This is a genomic window from Flammeovirga sp. SubArs3 (assembly GCF_947387565.1).
In the GTDB taxonomy this organism is placed as follows: domain Bacteria; phylum Bacteroidota; class Bacteroidia; order Cytophagales; family Flammeovirgaceae; genus Flammeovirga; species Flammeovirga agarivorans.
Genome location: NZ_CANDOA010000005.1, coordinates 1 through 19704 on the forward strand (window position 1 = coordinate 1; position 19704 = coordinate 19704).

The following is a 19704-nucleotide window of genomic DNA, read 5'->3' on the forward strand; positions in this document are numbered from 1 at the left end:
AGTGCAAAGGTAAGAACTAAATTTTAATCTCCAAACTCTTTTTGAAAAAATTTTATTTTATTTTTTCGAGCTAATTTCTGAAGATTTTCAACTCCCACTCTCTGCTTAAAAAGACCAACGTTTTAGTCTTTTATGACCGCCTCTTTTCAGAAGCGAGTGCAAAGGTAAGAAGAGAAATTTAATATGCAATGCTTATTTGATTTCATTTGAAATTTTAATTTACATCACTGTCTTCTTTGCAAAATGTTGAAATGAATAACACCCACTACAAGTGTTTTTCATTTGGCCTTCCGTTTGAAGGGAGTGCAAAGGTAATAGCTAACTTGATAAATGCAATACCATTCATATATTTTTTTATATAAATTTCATTAAACTACTTATTATAAGTACTATATAAAAAATCTCCTCTATTATTTAATGGTTTTTAATTCATGAACCATTAAATAATAGAGGAGTATATTCTTGGATTATTACTTTCCGATATCTAAAGTTGAAATCTCTTCAATTTCATTTAATCTCCATTTCCCATCAATCCATTCTTGTTCTGGCCCGTAATTTCTAAAAATTGTGAACCATGATTTCCCAGGTATTGTCTGTAACCAGTTTCCTTCTTTTCCTTCTATAGGTTCCGGTGAAAAGTATATATCAATTGATCCATCTTCATTATACACTAAATCTTTTTTATTACTATCTAAAGATGGGTGGACTTGATTTGTTTGAATCATGGATCTTGTTTGTGTATCATATAAAGTAACCGCCCAGAATCTTGCAGTAGGAACATCTGCATCTATATGCAATACATAAGTCTTGCTACCATCATATGCTACACCGTCTTTTGCAACATAAGATATCCCATAGTCTGAACCCTTTCCTGCAATCTGCATTGCCATGGCTGGAGTAATTCCTGTATAAGGGTAGTGGAACATATCTCTTGCCTCTTTCTTGACGGCACCTTGGTCATTAAAAAATACATCTCTATCCGCAAACCCCATTCTCCAAGAGCTATTAGGATCATCTTCATAAAGATTTACTCCTTCTCGTCTTGGATACCATACAATCGATCTAGCACTTGCATTACCCAAAGCCACTGCTTCATTTAATATTCCGACCATTCTTTTATCAGGGTTAAACTCAACACCCTTTTCGATCCCTATAGACCTGAATGTACCTAAGATTTCAGCATCAAAAGTTGATGTAGATTCATACTGTACCATTTCATTGATTTCATTATAGAACTCAATATTATTAGAATGAATAGTATTCATTTCTTTTCCTGTAGCATGTATAAAATTCATATCATCTCTCAATTCAGGTTGACTAGCTGGGTACGATCTATATTTTGCAATTACATTATCTATTGTCTTTTGATCTCCATTCATCCTTAATAACACCCAATTGATATGAGATTTTGAATAGACTGGAAAACAACCTTCTGGTATTTCCCCTTCGTATCCGACGGGAAGAATCGCATATTTCCCTCCTTTGCCTTTATCTCTACCAATCATTCCTAAATCACAGATGTAATTGAATGACATATCATTTACGAATCCCAAAGCACCATCAGGAATTTCAATAACTACTACACCATCTCTTTTTGTATCAACAAAACCTGTGACATACATTGTTGAGGTGTTCGCCGTTAAGAAAAGTGATTTAGAATCCATCATGCCATCAAATATCAATGTAGAGTTAGCAGTGGTGTTGCCCATTTTATAATGACCTTTATATAAAGACCAAATTGAAGCATATTTCATCCCATCCATAAAAGCTGTATATGCTCTAGATTTATCCATGAAATTATAAGCTGTTTCAACCGTTTCTTTTGAAGGTACACCATCAAAGAAGTTTAACTCTCCTTCTGATGTCTCAATCTTATCTGGAGTAATGACACTCTCTGGAATATCTGTTGACATTTTATATTGAGCGTTTGCTAATAACGAAGATGATAACAATAATGTAGAGAAGATTATTTTTTTCATGATAACGATTTTTGTTTTGATTTAATTAATCTAACGTCATCATATAAGAAGAAGAATATTAAATTTTACTCCTGTTTTAATAAATTTTATTCGTTCATGAAAAATTTCTCTAAGAATACATTAAAAGAAGTGGGGCTACTAATGATGAATTCATCTTTCGTTTAATCAACACTTCATTTTAAATGGTTCATACATGCGTTTACATATTTAATTGAATTACGTAAGTGGCAAGCACATTGGTTAATATTGAAGTCTATCAAAGAAATAGATAATAACCAGTAGAATGAAATGTTATTAATTCTCTTCGTAAATAAGTGGTTTTAAATAATCTATTCTAAGGTAAAAAATAAAGGTCCCATTTTGGGACCTTTAATGAAAAATGTCAGAAATAGAATAGAGGTCCCAAAATGGGACCTCTTGTATAATAGTTAAAAACCAATCTTTTGCTGTGAGGGTTTGAAATTTTGTAATAGTAAACAAGCTTCTTCTTCCGGCAAATTGAAATAATCAACTAACATTTTAATATTAGAAATTTCACCTTCTTTTATTAATTCAATAATCTTAGATTTTTTCTTATCCACTTCATTTAAAGTTAGTAGTTGATTTTCATTTTCAACATTAATTGATTTTCTACTTTTTGTTTCAATTGAAGAAGCTAGAAAAGCTAATAAAAATAATATTACTGAAAAACATCTAAATTGATTAGCAAGAATATTAGCTTCTGTGAGATCTTCTTTCTGTTGTATTAATAACTGTTCTCTTTTTTGTTCTGCGGTTTTAAGCTGTTTTTGTGAATCAAGGAATGTTTGATATAATGCCCAATTCGTTTTTCCTTTTATAGTATGGTTTGAACTTCGTTGGATTGTTGCTTCAATATTTTTGATATGTGTATCAATTTCAACTGTAGAAGCAATGCCAATACTTTCTTTAGCATGTACAAACTGTCCATTCCATTCAGAATAAAAAACAAAAGCTGTTAATGATAAAGATAGTATGATGTACTGATTTAAAGATTTTGTAGCCTTATAATATATGATAGACAGATAAGTATAATGGTGGGAGAGAAATACAATAAAGACTGATATCAGTAAAGATGGTAGAAAGGATGTGTGTTCTGATAAAAATAAAAACATCACATAGGAACTATAACACATTGAAATCACTACCAAAGAGTAATCAATGATTTTTACAGGTTTCATGAAAATAACTATATTTGAATTAAACAATTTGTAGTTGATGGGGTGAGATACTTCAACTACATCGCAGGGAATCTGCAATTGGATTTATTGGGATAGTCAAAATTGACTATCCCTTTTTATATTAAATATCTAATTCGTATTTAGATATTAATTCTTTTATTGACTCTTCCATTGATAATTTTTCGGCTTTACCTAATTCCTTATCTAATGGAGTATCTATTAATGTTCTAATCGTTTTATTTACCTTATTAAAGGTAAAAGGCTTAGGAATATTATTTACAGCTCTTGTACTTGCTTTTTTCTCTACAGCCTCAAGTTCATTTAATAAGTACTTTTCTAAATCTTCAACGACAATTTCTTCAGCAGCTAAAGCTTTAGAAGCATCTTCAAACTTAGCAATAGTAATACTATGTTCTCCATCAAAGTATGCATGTTTGAAATCATCGGAAACTTGATCCAATAATTCAGCAATAGTGGCATCCCTTAAGATTGTATTTTTTCCAACACCATATTCTTTTGCTAATACATCATACAGTTTTCCTCTACCGGTAGTATACCCAACTTGTCCTTTATGGGTTAAATAATGATGTCCTCTGTAGAAAGACATTTCTCGTTTAGAAAGGTTTCTTTTACCGATTTGGTTCTTGATCATCCAAAGTTTTGCATCTTCGATATTGTCAATATCTACAATTACTTCTTCAAATTCGTATCCATAATCAGCCCCTCCAAGTTCATTGACTATCTCAAAACGATTGTGCCCATCTAAAAGAATCTTTTGACCATTCTCCATATAGAAGAAGGTTAGAGGATCTCTTACTCCTTCTTTCTCGATTGATTCTTTTAAGTTTTGACGTTCTGAACTAGTTAGTGGGCGAATCCATTTCTTTAATTCAGGTAAAACATGGACAGAGTCAGTTGACATTTCTTCCTTCTTCGAATCGATTAGCTTGGATGATTTATTACTATTTGGTAAAAAATCTCCGATATTAATTTCATTAGACATACTCAATAAATTCTGTGGCTAAATTTGTATGTTCTTCCATACCTTTTTTAATTCCTTCTTTTTCTTGTCTTTTTAGAGACTCATCTTCAAATAATGAGAAGATGTCTTTACCATAAAGTGGACCTTTATTATAAGCCATATCTCTTACAGCAATTTCGGTATTGAATACTTTGTAGTTTGTTGAACGAAGTGCCTCCTTATATTTATTCATATCTTTTGTTCTACCAGATTTGGTGAACAAAAAGCCTAGAATTTCAAGGTTAGGATTTTCTTCTTTATAGTCATTGATGTGATTAATTACATTATTAATTCCTCTAAATGCAAATTCTGAAGCGTCTACAGGAATTAAAGCTCTATTGGAGGCAATCAAACATGCATCATTAGTGATTAGGGCAAATGAAGGAGATAGATCAAAAAAGATATAATCATACTCCATTTCAATTTTATCAATTACTAATCGCTTTACCAATTTATAAGAAGAAGGACCTGAGTTCCTATTTAAGTTTTTATTAGTAAAGTCAAGATTGGTAGTTGATGGAATAATATGTAAGTTTTCCTGATATTTTAAAATGGAATCATTTACATTACAATTTCCTTCAATTACATCGGATAACTCTCTACTCTCAAATTGTTGAGGATCTTTGTATCCTAAATGTTGTGTTAAGTTTCCTTGTGGATCAGCATCAATTAATAGTACTTTCTTACCCATTCTTGAAAGTGCTGCTCCTAAATTACATGCCGTTGTAGTTTTGGCTACACCACCTTTGTTATTAATAATAGAAACTACTTTAAACTTATCCTTTAATTTTAATCCAAGTGGGGTAAGTACTTGTATTAGTTTTTCAATGTACTCTGGCTTTAAGTTCTGTTCGCCATTTAATGCTTTGTATAACGATCTAGTAGGTATACCAGCCTTTTTTTCTACTACAGAAATCTTCAGCATTTCATTTTCCCCTACAAAATCAAGAATATCTTTTTGTGTCATTGATTGTGTTGAATTTAAATTTGATAATACAAATCAAAACAAATTTTATTGAATCAAAAACAATTTAGTACTTTTTTTTACTTTTTAAGGCATAAATTAATCTATAAAGTACTTTTTTTTACTCTTAGGGGAATTTTTTTATCTAAATTGAGGTATAAATTTTATATAGTAAACTAAATCCTAGTAGTTAGACCATAATATGAGTATAAATACAAGTAGTTTACTCAGTTTTGGAACTATAAATTAATAGATCATAGTGATTAGACCGTATTTCAATCATTGATCCTAGTAGTTGGACCATAAAAGATCCCTTTTTTCATTAATTTTTATACCATTAGGGTTCTAATTACGGACTTCAACTAGTATTTAATATTTTCAATAGAAAAAAATATAACCAAAAGACTATATTTAATAGTGCTTTGTTATTTAAACTTTATATATTCTTATTATTTATACTATTCATAACTAACTGATAAACAGTTTTATATATCTAATTTGTATAGTAGTTAGACCATATATATCATAGTACTTTACTCTTTTAATCCTAGTGAATAGACCACAAGTAGCATAGTAGTTTGCATAAAAGGTATAGTAATTAGAACAAAAGTATAGTAGTTAGACCGTATATTTAATGATATTTTAGCTATTCTAATCTTAAAAACTAGTGAATAGACCATAAAAATGTACTAAAGTATAGTGAATAGACCAATAAATGAGTTTTTCCGGTTAGTTCAAGACTATTCATTGGCTCATTTCATACAAATTGTATGGTCCAAAGACTTGTATTTATTAAACCATAGTATTTAGACCATAAGTATTTGAGTAAAGTACTATGCATTAACCCTAGCATTTAATTATGAAATACTTATAAAGTATAGTAGTCTACTCTTTAAACCATAGTAATTAGACCATATATTTTAGATAATTTCACTAAAAACTAGTTCAAGTCCGAAATTTTTCTTCAGTTTTATTGTAAAAACTAATGTTAGTCCGTAATATGCATCGGACTTAACTTAGTATTAAGCTCAAAAATTAATAGAGAATCTGATTTTTTACTTCAAAACTCTAAACTTTTTTACTGAAATGAATAATATTTTAACCAAAGTATGGGTAAAAAGACATAATAACCTTGTGAGGGCTCATCAAAAGAATACGATGAGTTTAACTGCACAAAAATTATTATTGTTTGCATTTACAGTGAAAGACCAGGACTTGGACAAAGTACTTGAGTTTAGAGTGGCCGATTTTTTAGGAAGAAACCCTGGAGGTAAGGATATTAAGAATATTGATCAAGCTTGTGACGAACTTTCTTCATCTAAAATTAGAGAGGGTAGTGGTATCAATGATGCTGATTATGAATCAGATGAATTTAATAGAAAGTATATTACTTTATTTGATACGATTGAATTAAACAAAACAAGAGTAGCATTTAAGTTTAATAGAACTTTTAAAAAGTTTTTGGGCCCAGCCAACAATTACACTCAATACTTATTCAGTAACCTGAAGGACATGAGGTCTCCACATGCCGTTCGTTTGTATGATTATTTGATTGGTGGTGTAGGTAAATACTCAGAAAGAAGAGTTGAGTTACAAGAGCTTAAAGCAGTGTTAGGGGTTGCTGATAAAAAATCGTACAATGTCTTCAATACTTTCAAAAATACGGTTCTAGAGCAAGCAGTGAAGAGTATTAATCAGACTTCAGACATACATTTAGCTTATCAGCCCTTAAGAATGTCTGGTAGAAAGTATACTCATATCTATTTTACTTTTAGTAAGAAGCAGGAGATAGCTAAGGTCGAAGCATCTAATGATATGGGATTAAGCCCAGAAAATGCTGCTAAAATTGCTTCTATGAAAGAAATGAACTTGCCTGAGGCAATTATTCAAGCAACCGTAAAAGAGCTTCTGAGCCAGCAAAAATCAGCTCCAATTGATATTACTGAAGTAGAGGTAGTCACTGAACAGGAAAAAACATCTTCAAATATTGCAGGTGCAGGGCAACAAGATTTATTCTCACAAAATACTGCTCAACCAACTGGTGATGATTTTGAAGAGAAACTACATAGATTACAGATTAGACTTAAAGAAATTGGTCTAACTCAAGCTGTAATCAAGGTCGCTGTTGTAAAATATAAGAAGAACCCTTCATTGAAAATATGGGGTGAGATTAATAAAGTGAAAATGGCTATGCGTGATAATGCACAGTTTCCTAATAAACATACTCTAAAAAAGTGGATTGAGGAAGCTGCATAAGTACATGTAACATTAAACACTAATTTCCGATTGATGAAGACAACAATAGCTATAAACACTTAAAAAACAGTTAATTATTGAAAAATATCTAAAATGGTATAATTCAAAAACCAGTTCGGAAAATTTATTGTGTGTCATTAGACTAAAATATTTGCTTTAGGAATGATTCTTCTACCATAGTCTAATGAAAAGTCTCTATAAAAAATTAATCATTGTATGTTTTAGTTTATTCTTATTACTCGGTGGTATCACAGGGATTTGGTCGTATGATAAGTATTGGTGCGTTATTGATTCATCCGAATTAAAACACCTTACCGTCTATCAATCCGGAAACATATCTGGAAGTAATTTTAAAAATATCTATCTGCATAAATCATTTATCAAGAATATGATAGAATTAGATTCTATGTTAGAAAAAAATGGTCTTGAAATGAGGGTTAATCAAGGGTATAGACACAAAAGACATCGATTATTAGGTGCAGTTGTTTCTCCTTCTTCTGTTTCAAATCATCTAGCAGGAGAAGCTTTAGATTTCTATTTAGTAGGAAAAGAAAAGAATTACTATCATAAGGATTTAAAAAGGGAGAACTATTCTCAATTGCCAAAAGAGGTCAAGCAATTTTTTAATGATATAAGAAATTCTGCACTGTTACGATGGGGAGGAGATTTCAAAAGAGAAGATCCCATTCATATCGATTTCCCATTAAATCAAAGAAACCGAAAACTGTACCATCAACAGGCAAAATTATGCTTTCAAGACTATGAAAATGCCATTTATACTTATGATAAAGTATGGAATCAACTTAAATCGAAGTTCTAAGGTAGCTTATCATTAACAATCACTCTAAATACGTCACTATATGCTAAAACATAGAATTATATACCAAATATTAAGCATCATATGTTTGTTTTCAACACAAAAAGGCATTGCTCAAGATACTGTTAAAGATAGAGTGAAACCTCCTATTGGGTATACAAGGGTAACTGTTGAGAAAAACAGTTTTGGGGCATTTCTAAGGAATATGTCTTTATTACCAAGTGGAAGTCCAGTATTGGATTACAGAGGTGAAGAAATCTATGATCAAGACAATCATATTGGCATTATCAACTATGATGTAGGGCGTAAAGACCTACAACAATGCGCTGATGCTGTAATTCGATTACGTACAGAGTACCTTTGGTCACAAGAGAAATATGATAAGATATCATTTCATTTTACAAGTGGAGATGTATATAGTTGGGAGGATCATAAAAAAGGGATTAGGCCTATTGTGAGTGGTAATAAAGTAAGTTTTGTATCTAAAAAAGGGTACGATGATTCTTACAGAAATCTAAAAAACTATCTTGATTATATCTATATGTATGCTGGTACTATATCTATAAATAAAGAGATGAAAAAGGTAGGACTAGAGGAAGATATACACATAGGGGATGTCATTGTAGTACCAGGTAGCCCTGGACATGCAGTAATAATTATTGATGAAGCTGAAAATACCTCAGGAGATAAGGTTTTTCTACTTGCACAAGGGTTTACACCAGCTCAATCTATTCATATTTTAAAAAATAATGAGGATGTAAATTTGAACAATTGGTACTCTATAAAAAATGGGAAAACAACAACTACTGCAAGGTTTGTCTTCTATGATACCAATGTTCGTAGATTTAAAGATTGATGATATTATTAATTTAAATTATATTGCATATTAATAAGTAATACAAAAAGTAAACTATGACTCTTCGACTAAATCCACAAGACAGCAATTACTATGAACTCATTGATAATGGTGATTATAAAATTTCACAAGAACTGACTATTGAAATTGATAACTTCTTGGGTAATGATCTTACATTTAAAGTATTACCAGGCTATATCACAGACTTTAGAACGGGTCCAAAGATAATTGTCGATCTATTAACGGATGTACCTCAAATTGGAGATCTTCGTACTGCCATGTGTTGGTTAATTCATGATATCACTTTGATGGACTTTTACCTAGAAAAGAAGCTGATTTGCTTTTATTTCAGATGTTGGAGGAGTTGAAAGTTGAAAACCCTGACAAGTATGGAGACTTCAATTCTAATACAATATATACAGGCCTCAGAATGGTAGGTATGTTTGCTTACAAACGAGAGGGCTATTTAGCTGATAACTATAAAGTGATCTTCTCAAAAACACCTTCTGCTAGTCCCTCAGAAGATATTGATACCACAGTGAATATTGAAAAAATTCAGTTGGATAAGATAAGAAGTGCAGCAAAAGAGCTTAATATATATGTATAACAGCGAAGCTAAATCTTAAGGCAAATACATGTGTTCATCCTTTAATTATTGATCACATATTCTTCTATACTATTGCATAAACTATAAATAGAGAATTCATTAAATGTCCCCAAAGATGAAATTTCTCTTCTATATATTCTATTCTTAAATACAATCTAAAAACACAAACTCAAAAGGAGTTTATAATGAAAATGAAAGACAAACTATCAATGATGAGAACCTTAATACAGGTGATTTTACTGTTATTCTCATTCAATTTATCGGCTCAAAGTGTTCGTACTATTCATGGGAATGTAATCGACAATAAGAACAGACAGCCAGTTGCAAATGTTCAAGTATCATCTAATCATGCTTTTCAAAGCGTTCAGAGTAACGAAAAGGGGGAATTTACGCTTGAAATTAATAAAAGTGATGGACGAGATACTCTAAAACTTGTACACGCTAATTATCAGATTGCGTATCATCCTCTAAAAAAATCAAGGGATTATTGTATTGTCTATATGGAACCCGGTATGCCGACACTAGAATTTGATGACGATGTAAAAGAATTAAGTACTGTCACTGTAAAAGACAAAAAAATTAAACTTGAAAAACCTTTTTTATCTATCTCATTGGATTCTGCTCTACAGTTAGCTAATCAAGAAAACAAACAGGTTTTATTATATGTATCTACCTCTTGGTGTGGTCAATGTAAGCTACTTGATAAAAAGCTATATCAACAAGATACTGTAATCTATCGGTTAAAAAATGATGTGATTGCAGTCGAAATCGATGCAGATACGTTTGAAGGAGAAAAGGTGAAAAAAGAGTTTACAATTGCTGGTTATCCTACTTTTTTAATGCTTAACCCTAAAAGAGAAGTGACGAATAGAAATGTTGGGATCATTTTTAAAAAGCATAATTATGATAACCCCAATGGACTTTTTGAGTTTATTGATCAAGGATATCTTAATAATGGAAACAATACAGTTGCTATTTCAAATGAAGAATTAAAGCGTATTCAACAACGGAAGAAGGATCATGAGAAAATGCGAGTGGGCTTAAGGTTTGCTATGCATTTTAATTCTGCTGAGACGACAACAGAAGAAAATAACAATCATACAGGCTATGAAATAGGAGCATTTGTTCACTTTAATAAAAAGAGATTTATGCTTCGTCCTGGTTTGAGTTATTTAAAAATTAATGATGTTTCTTCACTGCTAGTTTTTTCGGACTTAGGCTATGCTTTTTATAAGAAATCTACTTTAGGGTTACCTTCAGAGATCAAGTTATTAGTTACTCCTTTTTACCAGTACAACTACTCATTATCAGACAAATTGATCAATGCGAATAATTTTGGAATGAGATATGGGTTTGATTTTCAGATCGGTGGAGAAAGTACTTTAGGGTTTACCTTGTGCTATCAACATAGCTTTGATGAATATTATACAGCTTCGAATGTTGGCTTCAGTGGTATTTATTTCGGAACGAACTTAACTTTATTTCTACACTAAAATTACAATGTAGTATCCTAAGGTATCATCATTAGTATGTTACCTTAGGAATATTATAATTGACTAAAAAGGTGATAAGATCGAATGATAAATGTGACATTCTTTCTTAGGCCTTTTTTTATTTTTAAATCGTGAATGATCATGTATTGACATCCATTTTTTTGAGTATAAAAAAGAACATAATCTTGTTCAGGAACTCTTTTGATGGTATCAAATGAGATATTATATTTTGCTTCGATGACCGCCATAAATTCTTCTAATTCTGAAGCAGTCATGCGGTTATAGTACTTTCTTTTATGGTTATAGTCTGGAGAAAATGATATGGAATATATTTGTGCTTCGTCTGTTGTATCCCAAGCAAGAAAACCATCCATTTCACAGAACTGTTCCTTTTTACCAAAACGATTGGAATGTTTGTTAGAAGCATCTTTTAATGAAATACCATTAATATCTTGAGCAAAATTTAATGATGAAAATATCGTAAAGAATATAATTGATAAGGTTAATTGTTTCATGATCAAAAGTGAGTTAATCAATATCGATTGACATATTGTTGTACTTTGATGAATTATTGTTGAGATGAAATATGTCTTGATATATACTTAAAAAAAGGAATTGAATGCTATAAACTTATGCTCAATTCCTATCAAAAATTAACCTACCTATTTGATATCTTTATTTATGAATCAATTCATTGTTTAGTTCTGATATATCATTACAACCAACGGTCTTCATAATCTCCAGAAAAGCATCAATTGTATTTTTATGATAATTATACACTCTATTACTTTTAACGGTAGGGTCTAATCCCTCTTGTAATGCTTTGTCCTGTGTTGCAATTCCTGTTGGGCAAGTATCTGTGTGGCAACGTAAAGATTGAATACAACCTAAAGAAAACATAAACCCTCTGGCACTATTACAAAGATCTGCACCTAAACAAAGGGCTTTTAATAAAGTAAACCCGTTCATTACTTTACCTGCATAAATAATTTTGATTTCTGTTCTCACTCCCTTTTCCTTTAACACTTGGTCAACAAACACAAGAGCATCTTCCCCCTTCATTCCGATATGATCCGAATATTCTAAGGGTGCAGCCCCAGTACCTCCTTCAGATGCGTCTACTGTAATAAAGTCTGGGATATTTCCTTGAGATACACAATAATCAATCAGCTGCTCAAATTCTGATTTAACACCTATACAGAGTTTAAATCCGACGGGTTTTCCATGAGAAAGCTTTCTTACTCTTCCAATAAATTTTGGTATATCTTCAATGCTTGAAATTTCCGGATTTAATGGGGGAGAGAATACATCGGTATGAGGTTGAACTCCTCTTATTTTTGCGATTTCATTTGTATTTTTTGCTGCAGGTAAAACACCTCCATGTCCTGGTTTTGCACCTTGTGATAATTTTACTTCTACCATTTTGACTTCAGGAAGTGCGGTCTTTTCAGTAAACTTTTGGTCATTGAATGAACCGTCATCATTTCTAAAACCAAAGTTACCTGTACCTATTTGTAAAACGATATCACCTCCTTGTTGGTGGAAAGGTGTGAGGCTACCTTCCCCTGTATTATGATAAAAGCCTCCTAGTTTAGCACCTTTATTTAATGCAATAATAGCGTGGGCACTTAAAGCACCAAAGCTCATGGCTGATATATTTAAAATGGAAGAATTATACGGTTTGTTACAATTTGAATTACCTATCAAAACTCTAGGTTGTGTTTTACTCTCTTTCCCAGGAATCATAGAATGACCAACCCAAGAGACGTCATTCTTATAAAAGTCTAATTCACTACCAAACGGATGAAACTCTTCTTTATTGTCTGACCTTGAGTTAATTAAATTGATTTCATTTTTTGTGAATGGATGTCCACTAGTGTTGGTTTCAATAAAATATTGTTGTAGTTCTGGTGCGATAGCTTTGAGCATATATCTTGCATGCCCTACTATAGGATAATCTCTGAGGATGGCATTTTTCTTTTGAAATACATCATACCAACCCACAATAATCAAAATAATAAGAAGGGTTAATAAGATGGATTGATCAGGTAAATAGAAATATGCTAAAATTAAAATAGGGAACAATAGAATACTGATAAGTATATAAGTTCTTCTGATCATCTTTAATAGGTTTTGGTAGAAAGGTTTTATCGCAACATTAATTTAAAGAAAAATGAGAATCAAACCTATTAAAACCTTTGTGTTATTCCTGATCGTTTTATTAATCCTACTATCTCATTTTATCGATTAAGCCTCTATGTATTTCTCCATCTTCACTTGCCAATAGATAAATTGATTTTAGTGTATTGATGGGCCAGTTTCTTTGTATCATATTGACAAATAACTTGGGCATTTTACCCTTTGGGTCTACTTGTATTTCTACTGCAATGTTGGTCTTATTGGGTGTGATCTGCACAAGTGTATATTGTAATAAATATAGTTCTCCTCTTACCCGGTCATTTCTTAATGGAAATTGTGGACTTTGAATAGATTTTGTTGAGAAGGTAACCGTAGGTAGGTATTTTTTATCAAGAACTTCCCATTGAGACTGTAAAACATATTCTCGATCTTGTATGGGCCACATCATTTTATAATGCTCATACGATTTAAAGGATAGTGCTTCTTTATCAACATTAAAAGAATAATGCTCATCAATGCGATTGATCCATTTTTTTCTTGATGCTATATCTTCTAAAACAAAAGCAACTCGGGGTAAACCAATAGGAAAAGTGGTACTGGCTTTAAAAGTTTTCAGATGATTTTGGGCATTCTCATTTATCTCAAGGTTTGCATTGATCTTTGAAGAAATAGTATGCATACCTAAGTGTCTCCAATTCTCTACAATAGTGTGTGTACTCATTTCATTCATAGCTTAAGGTCTATTATTATGACAACATTTAGCTTGAAATAATTCCTTGATTGATAGGTTATTTTGAGTACAAAACTGTATAAGTTGAAAAGAGAAAAGATCATCAATAAAGGGTAAACTGAATTGATGATCTTTTATATTATGCTGGATTAATAATCTTGTCTAGGTCTTCCATGAACGCTGAAAGTACAAAAGGATCTAGGTTAGAGTGATCAAATGTAACAGATAATGGAATGAACCATTTTTCTCCTTGCTGATACCTTTTACCAAAGTAGAAGAATGGCCTTGCAGAGTCTAATGCGGAAGCATGTAATTGAAATCCTGTAAACTGTAAATTAGGAAGGTTTCCAATAAAGTGAGCAGTCGCCCAAACAATAGGAGGTAAAGGTTCAAAATTACCATCACCTATTTTGTTAAAAGCACGATCTACACATTTTCTATAATTCACAAAAAACTCTTCTAAGGTAGAGAAAGCAGGGTTTTCTACTAATATTTCAGTAAAACGAGTATCTCCACCAACAGCAATTGGAGAAAAAACAGGAAGATTGTCAAAAGAATACCATTCCCCTTCAATCATTCTGTAATTAAAGTATGGATGTTTTTTCATGTTTTGAACAAGTGCCCACATCAGAAAACCTGTAAATGATGCTCCTTGCATCTTTTTTAAGGTATTCTTGTAGTAATCCATTCCCTTAGTTACATCCACCTGAAGTGTCATCTGTAAATTAGGTTCTCTAACAATCTCTTTATTGTGGAAGAAATTTAATGACCACTGTTCGTAAGAACTGATCTTACTGAAGTCAATTTTTTTACCACCGAATTTCTCTAAAATCTCTTGCTTTTCCATAATACCAATGTTTGGGCTACAAATATGAAAATTATAAATCGATTGACCTTTCCTGTTGACTAAAATTAAGAAATAGTAAAGGTTGTAATTCTTGTGATGGATATGATCATAAATATCTTTTGATATCGTATAAAATCCACTATTTTAGATAGACCAAAACAAAAAACACTATGCAGACTATCACTGTCGAACAAATTAAATCAATTCCTACTTTTACTAATGTTCCTGACGATCAATTACAATGGATGATTGATAATGGTACTTTAAAAAAGTTTACCAATAAAGAAAAGCTGTTTGAACCTGGATCCAAAGCAGAGTTTATGTTTATAGTTCTCGAAGGAGAATTTAGAGTATATCAGCTGAATGAGAAAGAAACTAAGTTCTTGGATACGGTAGGAAAAAACACTGTATCGGGTGTATTACCTTTTTCGAGGATTCAGCAATATTCTTCCTTATGTTATTCATGTGGTGATAGTTATTGTTTTCTATTGCCAAAGGAGAAAATCGGAGATATGATTCGCAAGCATTACGAGTTAACCGAATGTTTGGTACATTCAATGACCACTAGAGTAAGGGAATTTACAAAACAAGCATCACAGAATGAAAAGCTAATGGCGTTAGGTAAAATGAGTGCAGGCTTAGCCCATGAGTTGAATAACCCAGCTAGTGCAATGGCTAGAAGTGGTAAAGAGCTGAAAAGGCATTTATCATCTGTACCTCAAAAATTTAAAGCCATCATGAAAATGAGTGTGGATGATGAATCAATAGATTTTGTGAACGAGTTGATTCATTCGAAACTAAAGGCTGATCTACTCCCATTATCCACTTTGGAGAAAAGTAACCTTGAAGACGATCTATTAGACTTTTTAGAGGAAAAGAATGTGAACGATGCAGATGAGATTGTCGAAGCATTAGTGGAATATCAATTTGATGAAGATGAATTAGAAGAAATGTTTGATGTGACCGGAGAAAAGAATTTCGCTCCAACAATCATTTGGGTAGCAAGTCAGTTGGTCACAGAAAAAATGGTGAACGATATAAAAGACTCCTCTGACCGTATTTCATCACTGATAACATCTATCAAATCTTTCTCTTATATGGATAGAGGGCAGGATATGACCACTACAGATATTCATGAAGGGATTCAATCCACCCTAAAATTATTAGAACATAAAATCCAGAAACAAGGACATCAGTTAGACCTTAAGTTGGACGTTAATTTACCTCCTATTAAAGGTATGCCAGGACAATTAAATCAGGTTTGGATGAACATTCTTGCCAATGGTATTGATGCATTAGAAGAGAAAAAAGGAGTGATTACAATTGTTACTTCTTTTGATATTGAAAATGTAAAAATAGAACTGATTGATAACGGATCAGGTATTCCTGAAGATGTTCAAAACCGAATATTTGAACCCTTTTTCACTACAAAAGGCGTTGGAAAAGGCACTGGTTTAGGGTTGGATATTACCAAAAAAATAATTGACAGACATCAAGGAAAGATCAAAGTATCAAGTACTCCCGGACATACAAATTTTACAATAATACTACCAATCGATAATAAAATATAGATGGCAAAGAAACCGATATTATTACTCGTAGACGACGACCCTCAGGTATTACAAGCGGTGAAGGGTGATATGAGAAATAAATACAAGAAAGAGTTTAAAATTTTAGCTACTACTTCTGCTCAAGAAGCGTTGGACTTAGTGAGAGAGCTCAAAAATAAAGGAGAAGATATTGCCTTATTTTTGAGTGATCAGAGAATGCCCGAGATGCAAGGAGTGGACTTTCTTGAGAAAGCAAAAGAAGTGTATCCTACTGCAGGTAGAGTGTTATTAACAGCCTACAGTGATACAGATGCAGCTATTAAATCTATCAATGCAGCACAAATTGATTATTATTTATTGAAGCCTTGGGATCCTCCAGAAGAGAAATTATACCCAGTTATAGATGATATTCTGTTAGAGTGGCAAGCAAACCATAGGCCTGCATTCCAAGGGATACGCATTATGGGATATCCTTTCTCTAAATTATCTCATGATATCAAAGACTTTCTTGCTACGAATCTGATCCCTTACAAGTGGTTAGATGTAACTAAGGACGAGGAAGCAATTCAACTTGTTGAAAGTAATCAATTAACGTCTGCCGATCTTCCTGTAGTAATTATGGAAGATGGTACTATTGTTAAACAGCCTGCACCTTCTGAGTTAGCAGGACACTTAGGTTTTAATGATGCTGCGAAAGAGGAGGTCTACGATGTTGTGATTATTGGAGCGGGTCCCGCAGGTTTGGCTGCTGCAGTTTATGGTGGCTCTGAAGGGTTGAAAACTCTTTTAATTGAAAGAAAGGCCCCAGGAGGTCAGGCAGGAACAAGCTCTAGAATTGAAAATTACTTAGGTTTTCCTAAAGGTTTAAGTGGTCAAGACCTAGCTAGAAGAGCCATCACGCAAGCTACCCGATTTGGGATAGAGTTTTTGAACCCGAAATCAGTCAAAAAGATCGATTTCGTTGATAAGTATAAGGTATTAACCTTGGAGAGTGGTGAAGAAATCAAATCCAAAAGTATTGTACTCACTACAGGTGTAGATTATAGAAAGTTAATGACTGATGGATTACCAGAGCTTACAGGTGCTGGGGTCTATTATGGAGCAGCAACGACTGAGGCCAATTCATGTAAAGATTGTCCAGTATTTGTTGTTGGAGGGGGAAATTCTGCAGGTCAAGGTGCCATGTACTTATCTAGGTTTTCTAGCCATGTAACAATATTGATTCGTAGAGAGGATCTCTCCTCTACGATGTCTCAATATCTAATTGATCAAATTGCTACAACACCAAATATCACTGTTCAACCGTTTTCTCAAATTGTAAAAGCCAATGGATCTGAACAGTTAGACAGTTTAGTGATTGAAGATATAAAATCTAAAGAAACAGAAGAACACAAGGCAAAGGCTGTATTTATTTTTATTGGAGCAAAACCATATACAGAGTGGCTTCCTGAAACTGTCACAAAAGATGAAAAAGGGTTTGTAAAAACAGGTAGAGACCTGACAGGAAACACCTTTAAAGCCCAATGGAAAGAAGAAAGGGATCCTTACCTTTTAGAAACGTCTATTCCGGGAATTTTTGCAGCAGGAGATGTCCGTTCTGGAGCAATGAATAGAGTAGCCTCAGCTGTTGGAGAAGGGGCAATGAGTATTTCTTTAGTTCATAAATATTTAAGTGAGTTCTAAATATGATTATCTATAAGGCAAATGACAATTGGTTTGGCGACATTAAACACCTAGCTAAAAGCTGGACAATGGTGAGAGTAATGAGAACAGTGCTATTTTTTGGTGTATATACCACTATAGTATGGTTACTTCATCTGAATTTTTTTCCAGAAAAAGACCAAAGTGTAATCAATTCGGCATTTTCATTTCTTGGTGTAGTACTAAGTATTTTGTTAGTATTTAGAACTAACAGTGCTTATGATCGTTGGTGGGAAGGAAGAAAACAATGGGGAGCATTAATCAATAATACTAGAAATTTGGCAGTTTATGCACATACCATTTTACCCAAAGAAGATAAGGGTATTCGCTTTTACTTGGCAGTACGCATTAGTAATTTTTGCCATGCTATGGTGGAACATTTAAGACAAGGTACAGATTTAGATCAACTGATTCATTTAACGGAATCAGACCATAAGAAGTATGGAAAAAGAGCACATGTGCCGAATGCAATTACTCATGAAATATATGAAACCATCGTTCACCAGCATAGGGAGAAATTAATTACTGATCCTGATTTGATAAATTATGGACCTCTTCATAAATCGTTATTGGATATCATAGGAGCTTGTGAGAGAATTAAAAAAACTCCTATTCCGTTTTCATATGCAGTCTTTATGAAAGTATTTATTTCAACTTATGGATTATTGTTACCATTTGCACTAGCCCCTCAGATGGCGTTTTGGTCTATTCCGGTAGTGATGTTGGTAATGTTCGCCTTTGTTGGGATAGAGTTAATGGGTGAAGAAATTGAAGATCCATTTGGTTTAGATTGTAATAATTTACCTACGGGTGATATGGCCAATACAATTCAGAATAATGTATTTGAAATCTTTGAATTGGATGAAGAGGTAGTAAAGAATGCAGAACGTAAACTTTATGATAAAGTATTCTAAAGTGCTAATAGTGAGTTCATTTTATTAATAATTGTTTCTCTCTATTATCATTTATTGAAGTTCGTGTGATAAAATTATTTGTAGTTTTCGGTAAAAGTAAATATGTTTATAGCAAGACACCTTTAGTATTATAAATTTTACTTTTCTAGAACAATTAACTGTGTAATGACTATGAATAAGCAACAAATCACCGACTTGATTGAACAAGAAGTGGCACAAGAATCTCAGCTTCTACAAACAGCGACAGAGTATTCTTATTCTGCTGCAACTATCTTGTTTTCAAATGTCAAGAAAAAGATCCAATCTTCGTACACTATTGATGAAGAACTTCTCAACGATGTGCTGACAGATATGAAATATGATATCAGAAAAGAGTTACATACTCAAAGTAGACTATCATAACTATTAGACGTTAGTACAGTAAGAAACAATAAAGCGGTCTATCCTTTAAATTAAGGGTAGGCCGCTTTTTTATTTAGAGTGTGCCATAATCAAACATAATGTAATATTTAATGAACGTTAACGAACACTTACCTATTCTTATATTCTTCAAAATGGATGATTAAATAACTGATAGTCAATATTTTGTGATTTTTTGGTACACTTGTAGTTTATGTAGTAGTGTGTGCAA

Annotated in this window: 18 protein-coding genes; 10 read left to right on the forward strand and 8 right to left on the reverse strand. The window is 32.4% G+C overall.

Annotated elements, in window-relative coordinates; translation table 11 throughout:
- Positions 1 to 470: 470 nt before the first annotated feature.
- The 4 genes from QL232_RS15305 to QL232_RS15320 form a co-directional block, all read right to left on the reverse strand.
- On the reverse strand, positions 471 to 1979 hold the full coding sequence (locus tag QL232_RS15305) for a DUF1254 domain-containing protein (protein WP_281614734.1): 1509 nt from the start codon (positions 1977 to 1979) through the stop codon (positions 471 to 473).
- 428 nt (positions 1980 to 2407) lie between these two features.
- Entirely contained in the window at positions 2408 to 3178 is a 771-nt protein-coding gene (locus QL232_RS15310) for a hypothetical protein (protein WP_281614735.1), read from the reverse strand.
- Between the two features lie 121 nt (positions 3179 to 3299).
- Positions 3300 to 4181, reverse strand: coding sequence for a ParB N-terminal domain-containing protein (locus QL232_RS15315; RefSeq protein ID WP_281614736.1), 882 nt, complete (start codon positions 4179 to 4181; stop codon positions 3300 to 3302).
- Positions 4174 to 5166 (reverse strand): AAA family ATPase, encoded by a 993-nt coding sequence (locus QL232_RS15320; RefSeq protein WP_168883998.1) that lies wholly within the window; start codon positions 5164 to 5166, stop codon positions 4174 to 4176. The genes QL232_RS15315 and QL232_RS15320 overlap by 8 nt, the downstream gene beginning before the upstream one ends.
- Before the next feature lie 1083 nt (positions 5167 to 6249).
- Between QL232_RS15320 and QL232_RS15325 the strand changes: the two genes are divergently transcribed.
- From QL232_RS15325 to QL232_RS15350, 6 genes are all read left to right on the forward strand, one after another.
- A complete protein-coding gene (locus tag QL232_RS15325) occupies positions 6250 to 7419 on the forward strand; it encodes a replication initiation protein (protein ID WP_168883999.1) in 1170 nt (389 codons plus the stop codon).
- A gap of 184 nt (positions 7420 to 7603) precedes the next feature.
- Positions 7604 to 8239 (forward strand): M15 family metallopeptidase, encoded by a 636-nt coding sequence (locus QL232_RS15330; protein ID WP_281614737.1) that lies wholly within the window; start codon positions 7604 to 7606, stop codon positions 8237 to 8239.
- Between the two features lie 40 nt (positions 8240 to 8279).
- On the forward strand, positions 8280 to 9092 hold the full coding sequence (locus QL232_RS15335; protein ID WP_281614738.1) for a DUF4846 domain-containing protein: 813 nt from the start codon (positions 8280 to 8282) through the stop codon (positions 9090 to 9092).
- Between the two features lie 56 nt (positions 9093 to 9148).
- Positions 9149 to 9460: a hypothetical protein gene (locus tag QL232_RS15340; RefSeq protein ID WP_281614739.1), complete on the forward strand. Its 312-nt coding sequence runs from the start codon at positions 9149 to 9151 to the stop codon at positions 9458 to 9460.
- Positions 9430 to 9699: a hypothetical protein gene (locus QL232_RS15345; RefSeq protein WP_281614740.1), complete on the forward strand. Its 270-nt coding sequence runs from the start codon at positions 9430 to 9432 to the stop codon at positions 9697 to 9699. The genes QL232_RS15340 and QL232_RS15345 overlap by 31 nt, the downstream gene beginning before the upstream one ends.
- A 191-nt stretch (positions 9700 to 9890) precedes the next feature.
- Positions 9891 to 11192, forward strand: a complete 1302-nt coding sequence (locus tag QL232_RS15350; RefSeq protein WP_281614741.1) for a thioredoxin family protein — start codon at positions 9891 to 9893, stop codon at positions 11190 to 11192.
- A gap of 53 nt (positions 11193 to 11245) precedes the next feature.
- Here QL232_RS15350 and QL232_RS15355 read toward each other — a convergent pair whose 3' ends face one another.
- The 4 genes from QL232_RS15355 to QL232_RS15370 all read right to left on the reverse strand — a co-directional run bounded on the left by QL232_RS15355 (position 11246) and on the right by QL232_RS15370 (position 14908).
- Positions 11246 to 11707, reverse strand: a complete 462-nt coding sequence (locus QL232_RS15355; protein ID WP_168884004.1) for a hypothetical protein — start codon at positions 11705 to 11707, stop codon at positions 11246 to 11248.
- A gap of 160 nt (positions 11708 to 11867) precedes the next feature.
- Positions 11868 to 13313: an FMN-binding glutamate synthase family protein gene (locus tag QL232_RS15360; protein WP_281614742.1), complete on the reverse strand. Its 1446-nt coding sequence runs from the start codon at positions 13311 to 13313 to the stop codon at positions 11868 to 11870.
- A gap of 109 nt (positions 13314 to 13422) precedes the next feature.
- Positions 13423 to 14052, reverse strand: coding sequence for an START domain-containing protein (locus tag QL232_RS15365; protein ID WP_281614743.1), 630 nt, complete (start codon positions 14050 to 14052; stop codon positions 13423 to 13425).
- Between the two features lie 148 nt (positions 14053 to 14200).
- Positions 14201 to 14908, reverse strand: a complete 708-nt coding sequence (locus QL232_RS15370) for a CatA-like O-acetyltransferase (RefSeq protein WP_281614744.1) — start codon at positions 14906 to 14908, stop codon at positions 14201 to 14203.
- A gap of 170 nt (positions 14909 to 15078) precedes the next feature.
- Here QL232_RS15370 and QL232_RS15375 point away from each other — a divergent pair, with 170 nt between their 5' ends.
- The 4 genes from QL232_RS15375 to QL232_RS15390 all read left to right on the forward strand — a co-directional run bounded on the left by QL232_RS15375 (position 15079) and on the right by QL232_RS15390 (position 19475).
- On the forward strand, positions 15079 to 16479 hold the full coding sequence (locus QL232_RS15375) for an ATP-binding protein (protein ID WP_281614745.1): 1401 nt from the start codon (positions 15079 to 15081) through the stop codon (positions 16477 to 16479).
- On the forward strand, positions 16480 to 18141 hold the full coding sequence (locus QL232_RS15380) for a response regulator (RefSeq protein WP_281614746.1): 1662 nt from the start codon (positions 16480 to 16482) through the stop codon (positions 18139 to 18141).
- Positions 18142 to 18143: 2 nt separating this feature from the next.
- Positions 18144 to 19073: a bestrophin family protein gene (locus tag QL232_RS15385; protein WP_168884010.1), complete on the forward strand. Its 930-nt coding sequence runs from the start codon at positions 18144 to 18146 to the stop codon at positions 19071 to 19073.
- Positions 19074 to 19244: 171 nt separating this feature from the next.
- Complete coding sequence (locus QL232_RS15390) at positions 19245 to 19475, forward strand: hypothetical protein (protein WP_168884011.1); 231 nt, start codon at positions 19245 to 19247, stop codon at positions 19473 to 19475.
- Positions 19476 to 19704: the final 229 nt, after the last annotated feature.

Bases quoted from the DNA above. Each gene is read 5' to 3' on its own strand.
- QL232_RS15305 (WP_281614734.1), bottom strand. From the start codon at position 1,979: ATGAAAAAAATAATCTTCTCTACATTATTGTTATCATCTTCGTTATTA.
- QL232_RS15340 (WP_281614739.1), top strand. From the start codon at position 9,149: ATGACTCTTCGACTAAATCCACAAGACAGCAATTACTATGAACTCATT.
- QL232_RS15330 (WP_281614737.1), top strand. From the start codon at position 7,604: ATGAAAAGTCTCTATAAAAAATTAATCATTGTATGTTTTAGTTTATTC.
- QL232_RS15315 (WP_281614736.1), bottom strand. From the start codon at position 4,181: ATGTCTAATGAAATTAATATCGGAGATTTTTTACCAAATAGTAATAAA.
- QL232_RS15375 (WP_281614745.1), top strand. From the start codon at position 15,079: ATGCAGACTATCACTGTCGAACAAATTAAATCAATTCCTACTTTTACT.
- QL232_RS15355 (WP_168884004.1), bottom strand. From the start codon at position 11,707: ATGAAACAATTAACCTTATCAATTATATTCTTTACGATATTTTCATCA.
- QL232_RS15365 (WP_281614743.1), bottom strand. From the start codon at position 14,052: ATGAGTACACACACTATTGTAGAGAATTGGAGACACTTAGGTATGCAT.
- QL232_RS15370 (WP_281614744.1), bottom strand. From the start codon at position 14,908: ATGGAAAAGCAAGAGATTTTAGAGAAATTCGGTGGTAAAAAAATTGAC.
- QL232_RS15325 (WP_168883999.1), top strand. From the start codon at position 6,250: ATGAATAATATTTTAACCAAAGTATGGGTAAAAAGACATAATAACCTT.
- QL232_RS15320 (WP_168883998.1), bottom strand. From the start codon at position 5,166: ATGACACAAAAAGATATTCTTGATTTTGTAGGGGAAAATGAAATGCTG.
- QL232_RS15385 (WP_168884010.1), top strand. From the start codon at position 18,144: ATGATTATCTATAAGGCAAATGACAATTGGTTTGGCGACATTAAACAC.
- QL232_RS15335 (WP_281614738.1), top strand. From the start codon at position 8,280: ATGCTAAAACATAGAATTATATACCAAATATTAAGCATCATATGTTTG.
- QL232_RS15310 (WP_281614735.1), bottom strand. From the start codon at position 3,178: ATGAAACCTGTAAAAATCATTGATTACTCTTTGGTAGTGATTTCAATG.
- QL232_RS15390 (WP_168884011.1), top strand. From the start codon at position 19,245: ATGAATAAGCAACAAATCACCGACTTGATTGAACAAGAAGTGGCACAA.
- QL232_RS15350 (WP_281614741.1), top strand. From the start codon at position 9,891: ATGAAAGACAAACTATCAATGATGAGAACCTTAATACAGGTGATTTTA.
- QL232_RS15360 (WP_281614742.1), bottom strand. From the start codon at position 13,313: ATGATCAGAAGAACTTATATACTTATCAGTATTCTATTGTTCCCTATT.
- QL232_RS15380 (WP_281614746.1), top strand. From the start codon at position 16,480: ATGGCAAAGAAACCGATATTATTACTCGTAGACGACGACCCTCAGGTA.